Source organism: Cryobacterium sp. 10I5, from assembly GCF_035019865.1.
In the GTDB taxonomy this organism is placed as follows: domain Bacteria; phylum Actinomycetota; class Actinomycetes; order Actinomycetales; family Microbacteriaceae; genus Cryobacterium; species Cryobacterium breve_A.
In genome coordinates, this window is the sequence record NZ_JASJVI010000082.1 from 1 (window position 1) to 18,639 (window position 18,639).

Annotated in this window: 10 protein-coding genes; 4 read left to right on the forward strand and 6 right to left on the reverse strand. The window is 67.2% G+C overall.

Annotated features, from left to right (window positions below):
- Positions 1-106 precede the first annotated feature (106 nt).
- Positions 107-619 (reverse strand): hypothetical protein, encoded by a 513-nt coding sequence (locus tag QN350_RS15990; RefSeq protein ID WP_322138831.1) that lies wholly within the window; start codon positions 617-619, stop codon positions 107-109.
- Between the two features lie 124 nt (positions 620-743).
- On the opposite strand from QN350_RS15990, the gene QN350_RS15995 reads away from it, so the two are divergent.
- From QN350_RS15995 to QN350_RS16010, 4 genes are all read left to right on the forward strand, one after another.
- Positions 744-1,478 (forward strand): response regulator transcription factor, encoded by a 735-nt coding sequence (locus tag QN350_RS15995; protein WP_322138830.1) that lies wholly within the window; start codon positions 744-746, stop codon positions 1,476-1,478.
- Positions 1,475-3,037, forward strand: coding sequence for a sensor histidine kinase (locus QN350_RS16000; RefSeq protein ID WP_322138829.1), 1,563 nt, complete (start codon positions 1,475-1,477; stop codon positions 3,035-3,037). The genes QN350_RS15995 and QN350_RS16000 overlap by 4 nt, the downstream gene beginning before the upstream one ends.
- A gap of 189 nt (positions 3,038-3,226) precedes the next feature.
- Complete coding sequence (locus QN350_RS16005; RefSeq protein WP_322138828.1) at positions 3,227-4,507, forward strand: bifunctional diguanylate cyclase/phosphodiesterase; 1,281 nt, start codon at positions 3,227-3,229, stop codon at positions 4,505-4,507.
- Positions 4,508-4,730: 223 nt separating this feature from the next.
- Positions 4,731-5,063, forward strand: coding sequence for an EAL domain-containing protein (locus QN350_RS16010; RefSeq protein ID WP_322138827.1), 333 nt, complete (start codon positions 4,731-4,733; stop codon positions 5,061-5,063).
- Between the two features lie 179 nt (positions 5,064-5,242).
- Here the strand turns inward: QN350_RS16010 and QN350_RS16015 are convergent, their stop codons facing one another.
- The 5 genes from QN350_RS16015 to rpoB form a co-directional block, all read right to left on the reverse strand.
- On the reverse strand, positions 5,243-7,060 hold the full coding sequence (locus QN350_RS16015) for a hypothetical protein (protein WP_323516915.1): 1,818 nt from the start codon (positions 7,058-7,060) through the stop codon (positions 5,243-5,245).
- A gap of 335 nt (positions 7,061-7,395) precedes the next feature.
- Positions 7,396-7,728 (reverse strand): hypothetical protein, encoded by a 333-nt coding sequence (locus QN350_RS16020; RefSeq protein ID WP_322138825.1) that lies wholly within the window; start codon positions 7,726-7,728, stop codon positions 7,396-7,398.
- A gap of 128 nt (positions 7,729-7,856) precedes the next feature.
- Positions 7,857-10,754: a putative bifunctional diguanylate cyclase/phosphodiesterase gene (locus QN350_RS16025; RefSeq protein ID WP_323516916.1), complete on the reverse strand. Its 2,898-nt coding sequence runs from the start codon at positions 10,752-10,754 to the stop codon at positions 7,857-7,859.
- Positions 10,755-10,954: 200 nt separating this feature from the next.
- Positions 10,955-14,866, reverse strand: a complete 3,912-nt coding sequence (locus QN350_RS16030) for a DNA-directed RNA polymerase subunit beta' (protein WP_323516917.1) — start codon at positions 14,864-14,866, stop codon at positions 10,955-10,957.
- Positions 14,867-14,913: 47 nt separating this feature from the next.
- Positions 14,914-18,405: a DNA-directed RNA polymerase subunit beta gene (gene rpoB / locus QN350_RS16035; protein ID WP_322138822.1), complete on the reverse strand. Its 3,492-nt coding sequence runs from the start codon at positions 18,403-18,405 to the stop codon at positions 14,914-14,916.
- Positions 18,406-18,639 lie beyond the last annotated feature (234 nt).

The window sequence follows — 18,639 nt, forward strand, 5'->3', positions numbered from 1 at the left end:
CTCCTCGGCGTGGGCGGAGATCTGGAAGCCGGTCACCATGCCGACGAGGGCGAGGGCGGAGACGGCACCCGTGACCGCCTTCGCGCCGCGGGCGGGCTGGCGGCGCTTAGTCGTCCTTTTCATTGTTCTCTCCGGTACTGGGGACCTTCGAGTCATCGTCCTCGACGTGCGGGGCTGTCGTCGGCGCCGGCGTCACGGCGGGCGTGACCGGTGCCGGTGCCGGAGCAGGGGCCGGTGCGGGGACGACCGGGACGGGTGCCGGGCGCGGTGCGTCGTCGCTTCCGGACGATTTCTCCGCACCGGATTCGGCACCGGACTCGGAACGGGTTCCGGAACCGGTCGAAACGGGAGACGGCTGGATGCTGCCCGGCCCGGCCGCACCGTCGTCGGACCCGCCGGCCTCAGGGAGATCGGTCGGAACGGCGACCCCGGTCGCGGCTGGGTCGGGCAGCGCGGTCGCGGACGGGTCGGCCGACGGCGTCACGAGCACGGCCTCAGAGGACTGCCCGATCGGTGCCTGGACGGACGAGGAGAGCACATCGGAGTTGACGGCCATTGCGGCGACGCCCGTTCCGAGTACTCCGACGATGGACAAGATCGTGATTGCCTGCGATTTCATGTCTCCCACGCTAGGGAGGCACGAGAAAAGATGGGGCCCCCGAACGTCCAAGACTTGTCAAAGATTGCGCGACGTCGCCCGGGATATGGGGACGAGCACGCACCCGCGACGGCACAATGGTGTCATGCGAGTTCTGGTGGTCGAAGACGACGGTCCCGTGGCGTCCGGGATCATCGACGGCCTGGCAATGGCGGCGTTCGAGTCCCTGCACGTCGAGACCGGCCGGGCGGCGCTCGCGGCGATGACGAGTTTCGAACCCGACCTCGTGCTCCTCGACCTCGGACTGCCCGACATGGACGGCAGCGAGGTGTGCCGCGGCATCCGCTCGTCGTCGCAGACCCCGATCATCGTGGTGAGCGCGCGCGACGATGAGATCGACCGGGTGGTCGCTCTCGAGATGGGCGCGGACGACTACGTCGTGAAGCCGTTCGGGATGCGCGAGCTGGTCGCGCGCATCCGTGCGGTCTCGCGGCGCACGGCCGCGGGCGTTGCGGCGGGTTCGGGCGCGGAAGCAGGCCCAGGCACGGGCGACGCCGCCGGGGGCGCGAACGGGTCAGGGGGCCCGACCGATCGGGTGCTCGGGTCCCTGGTCATCGACACGCGCACCCAGCGGGTGTCGCTCGCCGGCACCGAGGTCTATTTCACCCCGACCGAATTCGACCTGCTCGTCTACCTGTCGCGCGACGCGGGCGCCGTGCACCGGCGCGCGGACATCCTGCACGACGTCTGGGAGACGACCTGGCACGGCACCACGAAGACCCTCGACGCCCACGTCGCGGCCATCCGCAAGAAGCTCGGCAATCCCGGTTGGATCGAATCGGTGCGGGGGGTGGGCTTCCGGTTCGGCATCCCCGAATGAGGTGGCAGTTCATGGCCGCGCTGATGGGAATCGCGCTGCTCGTGCTGCTCGTGCAGGACATCCCACTGAGCAACTACCTGCGACAGGTCGAGACGGACCGGCTCGTGACCTCCCTCGAACGGGACGCCTTCGTGCTCGCCGGACGCAGCGAGGAGACCCTCGAGACGCCCGCGACGCCCGCGACGAGCGCGGCCTCCGCGGCCGAGGCCGGTGCGCTCACTGCGGCGGCGCGCGGTTACCGGGATTCCGGCGGGGCGCGCGTCGTGATCGTGAACGCAGACGGGATCGCCGTCGTCACGAGCGACGATGACCAGTCGATCGTCGGCGACTCGTACGCGTCCCGGCCCGAGATCATGGGCGCCCTCGGCGGACAGATCACCTCGGGGCACCGCTTCTCCGACACCCTCAAGATCGACCTGCTCTACGTCACGGTGCCGATCGTCAACGGGCAGGATGTCATCGGCGCCGTGCGCCTGACCTTCCCCGAACAGGTCGTGACGGATGCCGTGACCCGGCAGATCAGCGTACTCGGCCTCGTCGCGCTCACCACGGTGGTGCTGGCCGGCATCGTCGGGTTCATCTTTTCGGCGACGGTCACCCGCCGGCTGAAGCTCCTCCAGCACACCACCGAACGCCTCGCCGACGGCGACCTCGACGCCCGCGCCGACGAGCGGGCCGGGGCGCCGGAGATCCGCTCGCTGTCGGTGTCGTTCAACCGGATGGCGACTCGCCTGGAGACGCTGATCGAGCAGCAGCGCACCTTCGCTGCGGATGCCTCGCACCAGCTGCGCACGCCCCTCACGGCACTGCGACTGCGGCTCGAACGAGCCCGGGAGCTGCTCGAGGACGCGCCGGACGGGGCTCGGCCGGGCGCGGGGCGCGCTGCTGGTCCCGAAGCAGGCCCGGGCGCGGGGCCCGAAGCTGGGCCGGGCGCGGGTGCCGGGGCCGGTGCCGCCGCTGTCGAACGCCTCGCGGCCGCCGAGGCGGAGGCGGACCGGCTCGGTTCCATCATCGAGGGACTGCTCGTGCTCAGCCGCACGGAGTCCCAGACCGCACCCGTCGTCGAGTGCGACGTCGCTCGCGTGGCCCGGGAACGCGTGGAGCACTGGCAACCGCTCGCCCAGGAGCTCGGCGTCGGCATCCGCTACGAGGGGCCCGAACACGCGACGGTGAGCGCGATCGCGACCGCCCCGGAGCAGATCATCGACAACTTTGTGGACAATGCGCTCTCGGCGAGCACGGGCGCGAGCCTCGACGCGGGCGCGAGCCTCGACGCGGGCGCCGACGAAGCCGGCGCGGGAAACGAGATCGTCGTGCGGGTCGCGGCGTCGCCCCCGGGGTGGCGGGTGTCCGTGCTCGACCGGGGGCCCGGCCTCTCGGACGAGGACTGCGCCCGGGCGTTCGACCGGTTCTGGCGCGCAGACTCCGACAACCTCGGCAACGGGCTCGGCCTCGCGATCGTGGCCCAGCTGGCGCGGGCGAGCCGTGCTGCCGTACGGCTCGAGCGGCGTGCGGAGGGCGGGCTCGAGGCATCCGTCACGTTCGAGGCCAGAGGATAGCTGCACCCGGACATGTGTACACAATTCGACGACGCTCGGCGTGCCGCACAGCCGGCTCTTGGTAAGCTCACAGAATGGGCGCCCGTTCGACCGGGCGGCGAGTCCTGATGCCGCACGGCCTTCACAGCACGACAGCACCACGGCGGCGCCCGAACCGCTGCGCGAGGCACTGCCCGGGGCGGTCCTCCCATGCCGGACGGTAAGAGCGTCGGCAACCGCGGGCGCGCGAGCTCTGGCACCCTGAGGCGATTCCTGCGGGCCGAGCTGACGACTGCGTTCTACCCGGGGATGTTCGAGAGCTCCCGCGCCGCCGGGACCGCGTTCGGCGCATTGGTCTTCGTCGCGGGCATCGTCGTCGGGCTCTATGCGATCCAGCCGGACCAGCTCGCGGCGCCGCACGGGCCCTTCTTCCAGGGCGTGGCGATCGTCGCGCTCGTGCTCGGGGTCGTCTGCGTGCTCCTGCGCCGGTACTTCACCCTGCTGGTGCGAAGCATCGCACTCTGCGTCGCCGCGGGCACCATCACGTTCTGCGTCGCGTTCGCGGACGCCCCGGCCGCCGCCCTGTCGTTCAGTACGTCGATCATCTTCGCTCTCATCGTCACCTACGTGCTGCTTCCCGTGACGCATTCCGTGTACTACTCCCTCGGTTTCGCGGTGTCGATCAGCGTTGCGCTCTCCCGGCACGACGGCATGCTCACGAGCGACTCGATCGTCGTGCTGGCGTCGGCCGTTGCCGCGATGCTCGGGCTGCACTGGCTCGTGATGAGCGCGCTCCGCTCCGAAACGGATGACCTCACCCGGCTCGGCAACCGGCTCTCGTTCGACCGGCTGCTCGCGAAACACCTGCGCGAGCAGACGCCCTGCACCGGGACGACGGTCGTGCTGATCGACCTCGACCACTTCTCGCTCACCAACGAGATTCGGCAGCGGTCCTACGGCGACCAGATCCTGGTGAGCTTCGCGGACCGCATCGCCCGGGCATTCCCGGCGTGCGTTGGCCTGTCCCGCATCGGCGGCGACGAATTCGCCTTCCTCATGCCCGACCGCGATGCGACGGCCGTGCTGCTCTCGCTCGAGGCGCTCCGGGCGGATGTCCACGCGTTCTCCGCGGGGATCGCCGTGCGCGACGTCGGCGAATCGCAGTCGCAGCTGACGACCCGCGCGAGCGAGGCGCTCTCGACGGCCAAGCGTTCCGGCCGGGGAACCACCCGGGTGCACGGCGGCCAGTACGCCTCCCCCGCGGCCGTCGGTCTTGCGATCGCGAACGGCGAGTTCACCGTCGTGTACCAGCCGATCATCGACCTCGCCACGATGCGCGCGGCGGGCGTCGAGGCGCTGCTGCGGTGGACGCACCCGACGCGTGGCGCGATCTCCCCCGAGGAGTTCATCCCGCTCTGCGAGACGAGCGGCGCGATGCCCCGCCTCGGGGACTGGGTTCTCGAAACGGCCATGACGACGGCCGCCGGCTGAACGATCCAGGCCCCGCCGGGGCATCCGCCGTTCTTCGTCAGCATCAACGCCTCGGGCATCGAGCTCGGCGACCCCCAGTATGCCGCCCGGGTGCTCGCGATCCAGTCCAGCTCGGGGCTCGCGCGCGGTGCGCTCAAGATCGAGCTGACCGAGAGCGACTACGTCACCGAGTTCGCCGCAGTGAACGACAACATGGCCGAGCTGCAGGCGGCCGGCGGCCGGCGTGCCGATCGCCATCGACGACTTCGGCACCGGGTTCTCGAACCTGGCCCGGCTCAGCGAGGTGCGCGCGAACGTGCTCAAGATCGACCGCCGGTTCATCTCGGCGATCGGGTTGCGCGAGGCGGATGCGCCGCTCGTGCAGTCGATCCTCGGGCTCGCGCGCGGCCTCGGCAGCAGCGTCATCGCCGAGGGCATCGAGACCGCGGTGCAGGCGCAGTGGCTGCGTGCGCACGGGTGCGAGTACGGGCAGGGGTTCCTCTTCTCGCGACCGGTCGCATCCGCCGACATCACCGCGGTCTGCGGGCGCATTGCCGCAGGCCAGCTCGCCGGCTGACTCGCGGCATCCGCGGGTCAGCCGCGCTCGCCGGGCCATCCGCGCTCGCCGCCGCTACCCTTTCCGCAAGCCGCACCCGAAACGGCGGGCGCGGCCTGCGCAAACCGGCGCGGCCGCGACACCAGACCGGCGCGGCCTGCCAAAACCGGCGCGGCCGCGCACGGATGTCGGGGGGTGCCTCAGTAGGCACCCTCCTCGACGGGAGCCGTTTCGTCGGAGGTGATCGGGGCATTCGCTGTCGTGGTGAAGAGGTCGGCGAGCTCGCCGCTCTGGCTCAGCTGCGCCACCCGGTTGATCACGATCGAGCTCGCATCGGCCACGGTGCGCAACAGGCTGACGAACCAGCCGTCGCCTTCGTGCACGGCGATGAGCCGCAGGTCCTGGGCTCCGAGCTTCGCGAAGCCGGGGATCTGATCGAGGCACATCTTTGCGCCAGAGGCACTCCCGACCGTGGCGCACACGCCCGAGATCGAGAACGCATACGGCACCGAGTCCGACTCCCCCGCGAAGGACAGGTCATCCAGCGTGATCCGGGCGGTGTCGCCGGACACCGTGCTGGAGACGCCGACGTTGGTGACGTTGAGGCTCCGTCCGTCGGACGGCGAGGTGGGCACGCCGTAGAGGCTCACAAGGCGCCGCTCGGCGAGGGGAAGCGCGGCGGCGAGTGCGCCCGAATCTCCCCGGGTCAGGTAGGCGGAGACCCCGTCGGCCAGCCCGCGGACTGCGTCCTCCGGCGTGGCGTAGGTGGCCGGCGCGACGATGGCCCCGCGGGTGAGCGTCGGGTCCTCGCGCAGGCGGTCCTGGAAGCCCTGCTCGAACCCGGTCAGCAGGGGGCTGACGTACCACGAGCCGCCCTCCTGCACGGCGACCGCGGTGACGTCCCTGCCGAGATCCTGCTTCAGGTCGCTCACACTGCGGTCGTAGGGCAGCGCGGCGTCAATGCCGGCCACGGCGGCCGCACGGGTTTTCTCGAGCGAGGCCGCGACCTGCTCGTCGGTGGAGCCTGTCGCCTTCAGCTGCGCGGTGAGCTGGGATTTCACGGCGTCCATCCACAGACCGGCGAGAGCGTTCGGGTCACCGTCGACGTGCAGCTGGCCGCCGGTCACGGCGACCACAGCAATTCCATCGCCGATGTCGGTGACCGAGAAGTCCAAGCCGGTGAGGGTGACGTTCAGGTTCGGTCGCAGCTTCTCGAACACGGCGGTGTAGTCGGTCGGGCTGGTCGCGGAATCCAGCTTGATCCGGCCGAGGGTCTCGACCGGGCCCCGGAGCGAGGTGATCTCCGCGGGAGACAGGGAGCCGTACACGTTGAGCAGGTCCAGCGACACCGCTCCGGTCAGGAGCTTCTCGACTGCGGCCTGCGGAGTCGCCGACCCGCCGACCTTGGACAGGACGGATGCGTATGCCCAGACACCGCCACCGGCGAGCAACAGCACGGCAAGGCCGATCGATCCCCAGAGCAGGCCGGGGCGACGGCGACGACGGCCGGCGGATGCCGCGGCGCTGGCCCGACCGACGGGCTGCGACCAGCCGCCGGGTGCGTCCGGCCCGGCCCCTGCCGGGCCAGACACGGGCAGGGACATGGGCAGGGACATGGGCAGGGACATGGGCCGGGACATGGGCCGGGAGACTGCATAGGCCGGCACGGATGGCGCAGCGTGCGCCGCCTTTCGGGTCGGTGCCTGCGCCGCGGCCTGCGCCTGCGCCTGCGTCTGCCCCGGAGCCTGAGCCGCGCTTGGAACCTGAGCCTCCACCACGGCCTGAGCCTCCGCCGCGGTCGGTGCCTGCACCACGATTGGAGACTGCACCCATGCGGGTGCGAGCGGTTCGAGCGTGCCGCAGCCGCGCATCCATTCGAGAAGACCTGGATAACACGCGGGGTTCGCAGCGATCGCCCGATGCAGGTCGAAATGATTCGCGGCGAGCTTGGCGAGGCGGGCGGGCGAGGTCGCGGGGTTCGCGGCCTCGGCGAACAGGAGGGTGCGGGAGTCGCTCACGGTGGTGCCCTTCTCGGGTCGTCGGTCGGCATGAGCGCGGCGGAAAGCGGCTGCCAGAACCCGGCGATGACGACGGCCCCCCTGCATGTCGCGGACCACCCCCGCGCAACACGTGTGCCCACGATAATAGTGGGTAGTGGAGAATCGCAGGTGAAATCTAGTTTCTCCAACTCACCGATGAGTGTGGGCCCGACCTCGCTGAAGTGTCGCAGATCGACGTTCCCACGCCCCTCCCACGTCGTTCTGCGACACCTCAGGGCAAGCACGGGACCGCCTAAACGACGGATGCCGCCGGTCCGGTCGGGCCGACGGCATCCGTGCCTGAGGGGTCGAAACTAGACGTTCATGCGACCGGTGTTCATCCGTCGCATGAACATCAAGGCGGCTCCGGCGATGAGCAAAATCAGGCCGGCGAAACCGCCGAACTCGAGTGTGCCGATGCCGGTCGATGCGAGCTCCGTGACCGACAGTGCGGCCGGGGCCGAGACCTTGCCGGAGTGCGCCGGCATGGTCGACTTCGCCGAAGCTCCGAACGTCACGATTGTGTCGATGAGGGCGGTCGGGCCGGCCGCGGGAGCGGAGGCATCCGCCGTGCTCGCGGACGGTGTGCCCGTTGACGCCGAATCACCGATGACGCTCACCGCGTTGCCCGATGCCGTGATCGGCACGTCGACGCTGGTGAGGCCTTGTGTGCCGCCTGAGCGCGGCCTTCCGGTGGCTAACTCAGGACGATCGCGCGGCTGACCGCTACAGATTGCCGGACCAGTGCGGACGATCCTCGGCTGGCGCGCGTCGGTCAGCTGTCGAAGCTCACGACGGGCAGCGGTGACGGGCCCGGCCTGGAGAAGAGGTATCCCTGCCCATAGCGGCAGCCCATGGACCGGAGCAGGTCGCGTTGGCCGGCCGACTCGATGCCCTCGGCGACAACGTCGAGTCTGAGCGAATCGGCAAGGCGCAGGATTCCCTCGACGATCGCCCGGTCGTGTTCGGAGCGTTCGACGTCGCGCACGAAGGTGAGGTCGATCTTGAGCAGGTCGACGGTGAAGGCGCGGAGGTGCGTGAAGGAGGAGTAGCCGGTGCCGAAGTCGTCGATCGCCAGTTTGACGCCCAGTTCCCTCAGCTCCTGGAAGGTCCGGGCCGCGGAGTCGATCGCCTCGAGCACGGCGCTCTCCGTCAGTTCGATCCAGAGGCGCTCGGGAGGCAACCCGCTCTCCGCCAGCGCGCGTCTGACAACGACGCCGAAGTCGTCCTGCGCGAACTGTCGTGGAGAGACGTTGACGCTCACCGCGAGGCCGCCGTCGAGGGTCACGGCCGCCCGGCAGGCCTGGCCGAGAACGGTCAGGCCGATGCCCTTGATCAACCCGACTTCCTCTGCGATCGCGATGAACTCGCCAGGGTAGACGATGCCGCGCCCGGGGCGGCGCCATCGGGCGAGAGCCTCGGTGGCGACGACCGTGTCCTCCTGGAGATCGACGATCGGCTGGTACCAGGTCTCGATCTCGCCGAGCTCGACGGCGTCGCGGAGGGCGAGCTCGGTGTCCAGCCGCCGGTCGATGCGGCCTCGCAGGTCATCATCGAAGACCTCGTAGCGGGCCCGGCCCCGACCCTTGGCCGAGTACATGGCCTGGTCCGCGTTGCGGAGTAGCCCCTCCGCGTCGTCGTGACCGAGGCCGAAGGCGATGCCGATACTCGCGTCAACGGATGCGACCAGGTCCCCGATCCGGATCGGTTCGGCGATTGCCCGCTGCAGGTTGTCGGCGAGGGTGTTCACGTCCTGGCTGCTGGCCACGCCCGGACAGATGATCACGAATTCGTCTCCGCCGATGCGGGACACCGTATCTGTCGACCGCGCCTGCTGCCGGAGCCGCACCCCGACCTCGGTGAGCACGGCGTCCCCGATGTGGTGGCCAAGACTGTCGTTGACGAACTTGAACCGGTCGAGGTCGATGAACAGCACGGCCACGCCCTGCCCGTGCCGGGATGACTGCAACAGGGCCTGGTTGAGCCGGTCGAGAAGCAACAGGCGGTTGGGCAGGTTGGTCAGCGGGTCGTGGAACGCAAGGTGCTCCACCCGGGCCTCGGCGAGGCGGCGGGCGGTGATGTCCTCAACCTGGTACAGAAGTGCGCCAGCCTGCTCCCCCGCGGGAATCTCGGCGATACTCACCTTGACCCAGGTTTCCTCGTTGTCGACCCGGAGCATCCGCCGGTCCATGCGCTGCCGGGTGGAAGGCCCGTCGAATACCTCCGACCTGCGGGCGCCGGGTGCTCCGGCATCGAGCGGCATGAAGATGGCCTCGATGTGCTGGTCGATGACAACGGATGCCGGCCCGGCGAGCTCGAACAGCCGCGGGTTGGCCGCCACCACCCTGCCGTCGAGATCCACGATCGCCGTGCCGAGCGGTGACGACGCGAACGCCGCCTCGAACTGTGCCCGCGCGGCCGAGACCGCCTGTTCCGCAGTGTGGAGCGCGGTCACGTCGGTGACCGTGGCCATGTGCCCGGTGACCTGACCGGCGTCCCGGATCGGCGCGGTGCTCACCTGTACCCAGTTGACCTGACCGCCCGGGGTGCGGAAGCGCATCATCGTCTCGTACGCATCCCCGGCGCCGATCGCGGCGGCCCACTCGCGGCGCACTCGTTCGGAGTCGTCGGGGTGGATGGCAGTGGCCATCCCGTCCCGCATGGACTGTTCCCTGGTGAGGCCGCTCAGGGCATGCCACTGGTCGTTGGCGGTGAGAAGCCTGCCCGCCGCGTCCATCTGCACGATGCCCACCGGGGCGATCGCGACGAGCGTGTGCAGTGTGTCGGCGACCTGCACGAGTTCACGGGTGCGGGTGTCCACCGCCGTCTCCAGGGCGTGGTTGGCCGCGTCCATCGCGACCATGGCGGAGTCGCGCTGTCGGTCCAGGTCGCGGAGCCTGCGGGCGGCCACCCAGCTCAGGCCGATGCCGACCACCGTCATCGTGGCGATCAGGAAGGCGACACCGAGCACAGTGTCGAACCAGCCCTGTCGCTGGCCCCAGAGTCGCAGCCAGCCCAGCACGAAGGGGCCGAGCAGGAGGAGCGGAACGACGGGCCGGAGCAGCCGCCCTGAGCTACCCGGGTCGCGCAGCAATCCGACGAGGCCGTTGTCGGGCCGGGTGAGAAGGATCGAGACCGACTCGAACGCCACCGCGAGAGCGGTGATGAGAGCCATGCTCGTGTACCCGCCCACGGAGTAGAGCGAGGACGCCCCGTATGCGTAGCCGAGCAATGCGAGCAGGCTCACGGTCAGCGAGCCGAAGGCGAGGCCGATCATCCAGGACGCCCGCGGCAGCAGGCTCGCGCAGACGGCGATGCCCAGAAGGATCAGTGAAACGGCCGTCGCCGGCGCCATGCGCGGATCCTGACCGCCGTAGGCGATGCCGGGCAGCAGCCGGTCAACGCCGAGCGTCACGCCCAGAACGTATTCGGCGAGGGTGAGGGAGCCGAGCAGGGCGACGGCGAGCCCCAGGACCAGTGCCAGCCGACGCCGCTCGAGCAGGAAGAGGGCCAGCGACAGCATGATGAGAGCCAAGGCCGGCGTCGGCTTCATCGACCAGGGGCCGGCGAATGGGTCCGGCAGGTTGCTCGCACCGAGATACCAGCCTGCGAGCACGATGAGTCCCATCGCCCCGGTGACGGCCGCGCTGATGCGTGCCAGTAATAGTTGCATGCCGCCCTCGTGCTCGCGAGACAAGGAAATGCCTCCGCCCCCATCTAGGGTACCCGGCGCGGCCCAGCGCGTCACACCACCGCTTCCGTCGAGAATTGCCCTGCGCGCCGAGTGTCGCCGGCGCTCCAGCGATGGGGCGTTAACGACGGATGCCCCGCTCACCGAAGTGAGCGGGGCATCCGTTGTGAGAGAACTACACGCTACTTGTAGGTACCGGGCGTGAAGCCGTCGGACGAGAAGCTGTCGAAGTCGACGAAGCTCAGGTCACCCTCGTTGAACGCGGCATCATCGGTGAAGATGCGGTTCGGGTAACGCTCGGCCTTGGCCTCCTCCGTTGCCTCGACGGTGACGTCGCGGTAACGGGGCAGTCCGGTGCCCGCCGGGATCAGCTTTCCGATGATGACGTTCTCCTTGAGGCCCATCAGCGGGTCGCTCTTGCCTTCCATGGCCGCCTGGGTGAGAACCCGGGTGGTTTCCTGGAAGGAAGCGGCCGACAGCCAGGACTCGGTCGCCAGGGACGCCTTGGTGATACCCATGACTTCCTGACGAGCGGATGCCGTCTTCTTGCCCTCGGTGAGTGCCGCACGGTTGAGTTCGTTGTACTTCAACCGGTCGACGAGCTCGCCGGGGAGCAGGCCGGTGTCGCCGTGTTCGACGACGGTGACCTTGCGGAGCATCTGGCGGACGATGACCTCGATGTGCTTGTCGTGGATCGGCACACCCTGCGAACGGTAGACGTCCTGGACGCCACCGACGATGTGCTTCTGCACGGCCCGGACACCCTTGACGCGAAGAACTTCCTTCGGGTCGACGGCGCCGATGATGATCTGCGTGCCGAGCTCGACGTGCTGGCCATCCTCGACGAGGAGAGTGGAGCGCTTGAGCACCGGGTACGCGATCGGCTCGTCGCCGTTGTCGGGGGTCAGGATGACCTTCCGGCTGCGGTCGGTGTCCTCGATCGTGATGCGTCCGGCAGTGTCGACGATGGGCGACGCACCTTTGGGGGTACGTGCTTCGAAGAGCTCCTGGACGCGCGGCAGACCCTGGGTGATGTCGTCGGCGGATGCCGAACCACCGGTGTGGAAGGTACGCATGGTCAGCTGCGTGCCGGGCTCACCGATCGACTGTGCGGCGATGATGCCGACGGCCTCTCCGATGTCCACGAGCAGGCCGGTCGCGAGCGAACGGCCGTAGCAGACCGCACACACACCGACGGCAGACTCACACGTCAGCACGGACCGCACCTTGATGGTCTCGATGCCGGCCTCGACCAGCTTCTCGATCAGCACGTCTCCGACGTCGTCTCCGGCGTCTGCGACAACCTCGCCGGCGGCGTTGACCGCGGCTGCGGCCAGGCTGCGAGCGTAAACCGCGTTCTCCACGTTGGGGTGGCGAACCAGGTTTCCGAGCGGGTCGACGATCGCGATCGGCAACTCGAGGCCCTTGGTCGTTCCGCAGTCGTCTTCACGGATGATGACATCCTGCGAGACGTCCACGAGACGACGGGTGAGGTACCCGGAGTCGGCGGTACGGAGGGCGGTGTCGGCCAGACCCTTACGGGCACCGTGAGTAGCAATGAAGTACTCGGCGACGGACAGGCCTTCGCGGTAGCTCGAGATGATCGGGCGAGGGATGATCTCACCCTTCGGGTTGTTCACGAGGCCTCGCATGCCGGCGATGTTACGCACCTGCAGCCAGTTACCACGAGCACCGGACGTGACCATGCGGTTGATGGTGTTGTCCTTCGGGAAGTTCTTCTGCATGGCCTCGGCGACGTCTTCCGTCGCCTTCGTCCAGATCTGAATGAGCTCCTGACGGCGCTCGAGGTCGGTCGTGAGACCCTTCTCGAACTGCGACTGCACCTTGGCGGCGAGCTTCTCGTAGCGGGCCACGATCTCGGGCTTGTCCGGCGGGGTGAGGATGTCGCTGAGCGCGACGGTCACACCGGACCGGGTGGCCCAGTAGAAACCGGCGTCCTTGACGCGGTCGAGCGTCGCGGCAACTTCCACCTTCGGGTACCGCTCGGCGAGGTCGTTGACGATCGCCGAGAGGCTGCCCTTGTCGGCCACCTTTTCGAAGTACGGGTAGTCGACCGGCATGGCCTCGTTGAAGATCGCGCGGCCGAGCGTGGTGTTCACCAGCACGGTACCGACGGCCTGGCCGTTGACGAGTTCCACGCCTTCCGGCTGGGTACCCTCTTCGAAGTACTTGTCCGTCAGACGGATGCGTACCTTGGCGTTGAGGTCGAGGCCCTGGTTTTCGCCCTTCTTCTGGTCGAAGGCCAGGATCGCCTCGGCGATCGAGGAGAACGAGCGGCCTTCGCCGATCACGCCTTCCTTGAGCGTCGTGAGGTGGTGCAGGCCGATGATCATGTCCTGGGTGGGCAGGGTCACCGGGCGGCCGTCGGACGGCTTCAGGATGTTGTTCGAGGCGAGCATCAGGATGCGCGCTTCGGCCTGGGCCTCCATGGACAGCGGCAGGTGCACCGCCATCTGGTCACCGTCGAAGTCGGCGTTGAACGCGGCACACACGAGCGGGTGCAGCTGGATGGCCTTACCCTCGACGAGCTGAGGCTCGAAGGCCTGGATGCCCAGGCGGTGCAGGGTGGGCGCACGGTTCAGCAGCACGGGGCGCTCGCGGATGATCTCCTCGAGCACGTCCCAGACCTGCGGGCGTGAACGTTCGACCATGCGCTTGGCGGCCTTGATGTTCTGAGCGTGGCTCAGGTCGATCAGGCGCTTGATCACGAACGGCTTGAACAGCTCGAGTGCCATCTGCTTGGGCAGACCACACTGGTGCAGCTTGAGCTGCGGGCCGACGACGATGACCGAACGGCCGGAGTAGTCGACGCGCTTGCCGAGGAGGTTCTGGCGGAAACGACCCTGCTTGCCCTTGAGCATGTCGCTCAGGGACTTGAGGGCGCGGTTGCCAGTACCGGTGACGGGACGGCCGCGACGACCGTTGTCGAACAGTGCGTCGACAGCTTCCTGCAGCATCCGCTTCTCGTTGTTCACGATGATCTCGGGGGCACCGAGGTCAAGGAGGCGACGCAGGCGGTTGTTGCGGTTGATCACACGACGGTAGAGGTCGTTGAGGTCGCTCGTGGCGAAACGGCCACCGTCGAGCTGCACCATCGGGCGCAGTTCGGGCGGGATGACCGGGACGACGTCGAGCACCATCGCGGCCGGCGAGTTGCCGGTCATGATGAAGGCGTTGACCACGCGGAGACGCTTGATGGCGCGGATCTTCTTCTGACCCTTGCCCTCGGCGATCTGCAGGTGCAGGTTTTCGCTCTCGGTGACCAGGTCGAAGGCCAGCAGGCGCTTCTTGATGGCTTCGGCGCCCATGTAGGCCTCGAAGTACATGCCGAAACGGTCCTGGAGTTCGTGGAAGACGCTGTCCTCTGGCTTGAGGTCGCCGACCTTGAGGGTGCGGAAGTCTTCCCACACGCGCTCGAGGTGCGCGATCTGCTCGTCGAGGGACTTGCGGACCTGCCCCATTTCCTTCTCGGCGGCGTCCTTGGTGCGCTTCTTCTGGTCGCTCTTGGCGCCCTCTGCCTCAAGTGCGGCGAGGTCGGTTTCGAGGCGGACGAGGCGGTCGGCGATCCGGGAATCGCGCTGGCCTTCGAGGGTCTTGATCTCGAGGCGAAGCTCGTTCTCAAGGCCCGGCATGTCCTGGTGACGGCCGTCTTCGTCGACCGTGATGACCATGTACGCAGCGAAGTAGATGACCTTTTCGAGGTCCTTCGGTGCCATGTCCAGCAGGTAGCCGAGACGGGAGGGGACTCCCTTGAAGTACCAGATGTGGGTGACGGGGGCGGCGAGCTCGATGTGGCCCATCCGCTCACGACGCACCGACGACTTGGTGACCTCTACGCCACAACGCTCGCAGACGATGCCTTTGAAGCGAACTCGCTTGTACTTACCGCATGAGCATTCCCAGTCCCGGGACGGTCCGAAGATCTGCTCGCCGAACAGGCCGTCCTTTTCCGGCTTGAGCGTGCGGTAGTTGATGGTTTCGGGCTTCTTGACCTCACCGTGCGACCAGCGACGGATGTCGTCTGCGGTCGCCAGGCCAATTCGAAGCTCGTCAAACGTGGTTACGTCGAGCAATTTCTCTCCTTGAAGAGTGTTCGGAGTATTTGTCATTCTGCCCGGCCCTAGATGTCGTCGATCGAGGATGATTCGAAGCGGGTGGAAATGTTGATGCCGAGCTCTTCCGCAGCGCGGAACACCTCGTCATCCGTGTCGCGCAGGCTGACGGCGGTTCCGTCCGAGGACAGCACCTCGACGTTCAGGCACAGCGACTGCATTTCCTTGATGAGGACCTTGAAGCTCTCGGGGATGCCGGGCTCCTGGATGTTCTCACCCTTGACGATGGCCTCGTACACCTTGACGCGGCCGAGGATGTCGTCGCTCTTGATGGTCAGGAGTTCCTGCAGGGCGTATGCGGCACCGTATGCCTCGAGCGCCCAGACCTCCATCTCACCGAATCGCTGTCCACCGAACTGCGCCTTACCACCCAGCGGCTGCTGCGTGATCATGGAGTACGGACCGGTCGAACGAGCGTGGATCTTGTCGTCGACGAGGTGGTGCAGCTTCAGGATGTACATGTAGCCGACCGAGATCGGGTTCGGGAACGGCTCGCCGGAGCGGCCGTCGAACAGCTGCGTCTTTCCGGTGGAGTCGATCAGTCGCACGCCGTCGCGGGTCTTCGTCGTCGAGTCGAGGAGACCCTCGATCTCGATCTCGAACGCGCCGTCGAACACCGGGGTGGAGACCTTGGTGTTCGGTGCGGCGTGGTGCGCCTGCTCGGGCAGGTTGGCGGCCCACTTGGGCTTGCCTTCCACGTCCCAGCCCTGCTTCGCAATCCAGCCGAGGTGCGTTTCGAGCACCTGGCCGAAGTTCATGCGACCGGGGATACCGAGCGGGTTGAGGATGATGTCGACCGGGGTGCCGTCGGCGAGGAACGGCATGTCCTCGATCGGCAGGATGCGGGAAATAACACCCTTGTTGCCGTGACGGCCGGCGAGCTTGTCACCCTCGGTGATCTTGCGCTTCTGGGCGATGAAGACGGCAACACGCTGGTTGACGCCAGAGCCGAGCTCGTCGTCGCCATCCTGCGAGTCGAACACCTTGACGCCGATGATCGTTCCGCGCTCACCGTGGGGCACCTTGAGCGAGGTGTCGCGAACTTCGCGGCTCTTCTCGTTGAAGATGGCGCGCAGCAGGCGTTCCTCGGCGGAAAGCTCGGTCTCGCCCTTCGGCGTGACCTTTCCGACCAGGATGTCGCCGGGGCGGACCTCGGCGCCGATGCGGATGATGCCACGCTCGTCCAGGTCTGCAAGCAGGTCCGGGGAGACGTTCGGCAGGTCGCGGGTGATCTCTTCCTTGCCGAGCTTGGTGTCGCGGGCGTCGACCTCGTATTCCTCGATGTGAATCGAGGAGAGGGTGTCGTCCTTGACCAGGTTCTGGCTCAGGATGATCGCGTCCTCGTAGTTGTAGCCTTCCCACGGCATGAATGCCACGAGGAGGTTCTTACCGAGGGCGAGCTCTCCGTTGTCGGTGGCGGGACCGTCGGCGATGACCTCGCCGGCTTCGATCCGCTCACCTGCGGTGACCATGACGCGGTTGTTGTAGCTCGTGCCCTGGTTGGAGCGCGCGAACTTGCGCATGTAGTAGTCCTGCGTGCCACCCTCGTCAAGCTGGATGGTGACGACGTCGGCCGAAACCTCCATCACCACACCCGACTTGTCGGCGGTGATGACGTCGCCGGCGTCGATGGCCGCGAAGACCTCCATGCCGGTACCGACGAGCGGGCTGTCACTCATGAGGAGAGGAACGGCCTGGCGCTGCATGTTCGCACCCATGAGGGCGCGGTTCGCATCGTCGTGCTCGAGGAACGGGATGAGGGAGGTCGCGACGGACACCATCTGGCGCGGGGAGACATCCATGTAGCCGATGTCTTCTGCGGGGAAGAGGTCGACCTCGCCACCCTTCTTACGTGCGAGGACCCGGGGCTCGGCGAACCGGGCGTCCTTGGTCAGCGGCGCGTTGGCCTGGGCGACGATGAACTCGTCTTCTTCGCTCGCGGTCAGGTAGTCGATGGTCGTCGTGATGACGCCGTCGACGACACGACGGTACGGGGTCTCGATGAATCCGAAGGCGTTGATCCGCGCGAACGAGGCGAGCGAACCGATCAGGCCGATGTTCGGGCCTTCCGGGGTTTCAATCGGGCACATGCGGCCGTAGTGCGAGGGGTGAACGTCTCGCACCTCGACGCCGGCGCGGTCACGGGACAGACCACCCGGGCCGAGCGCGGACAAGCGGCGCTTGTGCGTAAGGCCGGCGAGCGGGTTGTTCTGGTCCATGAACTGCGACAGCTGGCTGGTTCCGAAGAACTCCTTGATCGCGGCGACGACGGGGCGCACGTTGATCAGGGTCTGCGGCGTGATCGCTTCGATGTCCTGCGTGGTCATGCGCTCGCGGACGACGCGCTCCATGCGGGACAGGCCGGTGCGGACCTGGTTCTGGATAAGCTCGCCGACGGCGCGGATACGACGGTTACCGAAGTGGTCGATGTCGTCGATGTCGATGCGGATGTCGGTGGGGACGCCCTCACGGATGCCGGAGATCGTGGTCTGGTTGTCGTGAAGGGCAACCAGGTACTTGATCGTGGCGAGGATGTCCTCGAGGGTCAGCACGGAGGAGCTGAGCGGCGCTTCGATGCCGAGCTTGCGGTTGATCTTGTAACGACCAACCTTGGCGAGGTCGTAACGCTTGGAGTTGAAGAAGAAGTTGTCGAGGAGCGCGCGGGCTGCCTCTGCGGCGACCTGCTCTCCCGGACGCAGCTTGCGGTAGATGTCCTTGAGGGCTTCTTCCTTGGTAAGGATGTTGTCCTTCTCCAGGGTGAGCTCGATGGACGCGAAGCCCTTGAACTCTTCGAGGATCTGCTCGCTCGTGAGGCCGAGTGCCTTGAGGAACACGGTCACGGACTGCTTGCGCTTGCGGTCGATGCGAACGCCGACCTGGTCGCGCTTGTCGATCTCGAATTCGAGCCAGGCTCCACGGCTCGGGATGACGCGGGCGGAGTAGATGTCCTTGTCGGAGGTCTTCTCCTGCTCACGGTTGAAGTACACACCGGGCGAGCGCACGAGCTGTGAAACGACGACACGCTCGGTGCCGTTGATCACGAAGGTGCCCTTGGGGGTCATCAGCGGGAAGTCACCCATGAACACGGTCTGGGTCTTGATCTCACCGGTGAGGTGGTTCATGAACTCAGCGTTCACATAGAGGGGTGCGGAATAGGTCTTGCCCTTTTCCTTGCACTCGTCAATGGTGTACTTCTCAGGCTCGAGCTCGGGGTTGGTGAACGACAGCTGCATCGTTTCGCCGAGGTCCTCGATCGGGGAGATCTCTTCGAAGATCTCGTCGAGCCCGGTGCGGGTCGGGAGGTCCTGGCGACCTTGCGCCAGACCTTCTTCGACACGCTTCTTCCACTTGTCGTTTCCGACAAGCCAATCGAAGGACTCCGTCTGCAAGGCGAGCAGGTCCGGGACCGTCAGATTGTCTGTGATCTTTGCGAACGACAGACGCCCTGCAGCGCGGCCGTTCTTGGGTGAGTTGGTGGTTGCGTTGCGCGCAGCAGCCAAGGAAATAACCTCCGTAGACCCCGTCAGGTCTAGTCACTGTTAGTAATGAATTCCGAGTACGCTCCCCAGACCCTCAGTTCGAAACGAGGTATGCCTCAAGGTGGCTTGAGCACGCAAAGCCGACCGCAATATGAAGGCATAGATTTGTCTGGGAGCGCAAAGATCAACTATAGGCTGTCTTTCCCCCTATGTCCACCCCAATCTTGACCTTCACCATTTTCTCAGGTATAACCC

Bases quoted from the DNA above. Each gene is read 5' to 3' on its own strand.
- QN350_RS16005 (WP_322138828.1), top strand. From the start codon at position 3,227: ATGCCGGACGGTAAGAGCGTCGGCAACCGCGGGCGCGCGAGCTCTGGC.
- QN350_RS16025 (WP_323516916.1), bottom strand. From the start codon at position 10,754: ATGCAACTATTACTGGCACGCATCAGCGCGGCCGTCACCGGGGCGATG.
- QN350_RS15990 (WP_322138831.1), bottom strand. From the start codon at position 619: ATGAAATCGCAGGCAATCACGATCTTGTCCATCGTCGGAGTACTCGGA.
- QN350_RS16000 (WP_322138829.1), top strand. From the start codon at position 1,475: ATGAGGTGGCAGTTCATGGCCGCGCTGATGGGAATCGCGCTGCTCGTG.
- QN350_RS15995 (WP_322138830.1), top strand. From the start codon at position 744: ATGCGAGTTCTGGTGGTCGAAGACGACGGTCCCGTGGCGTCCGGGATC.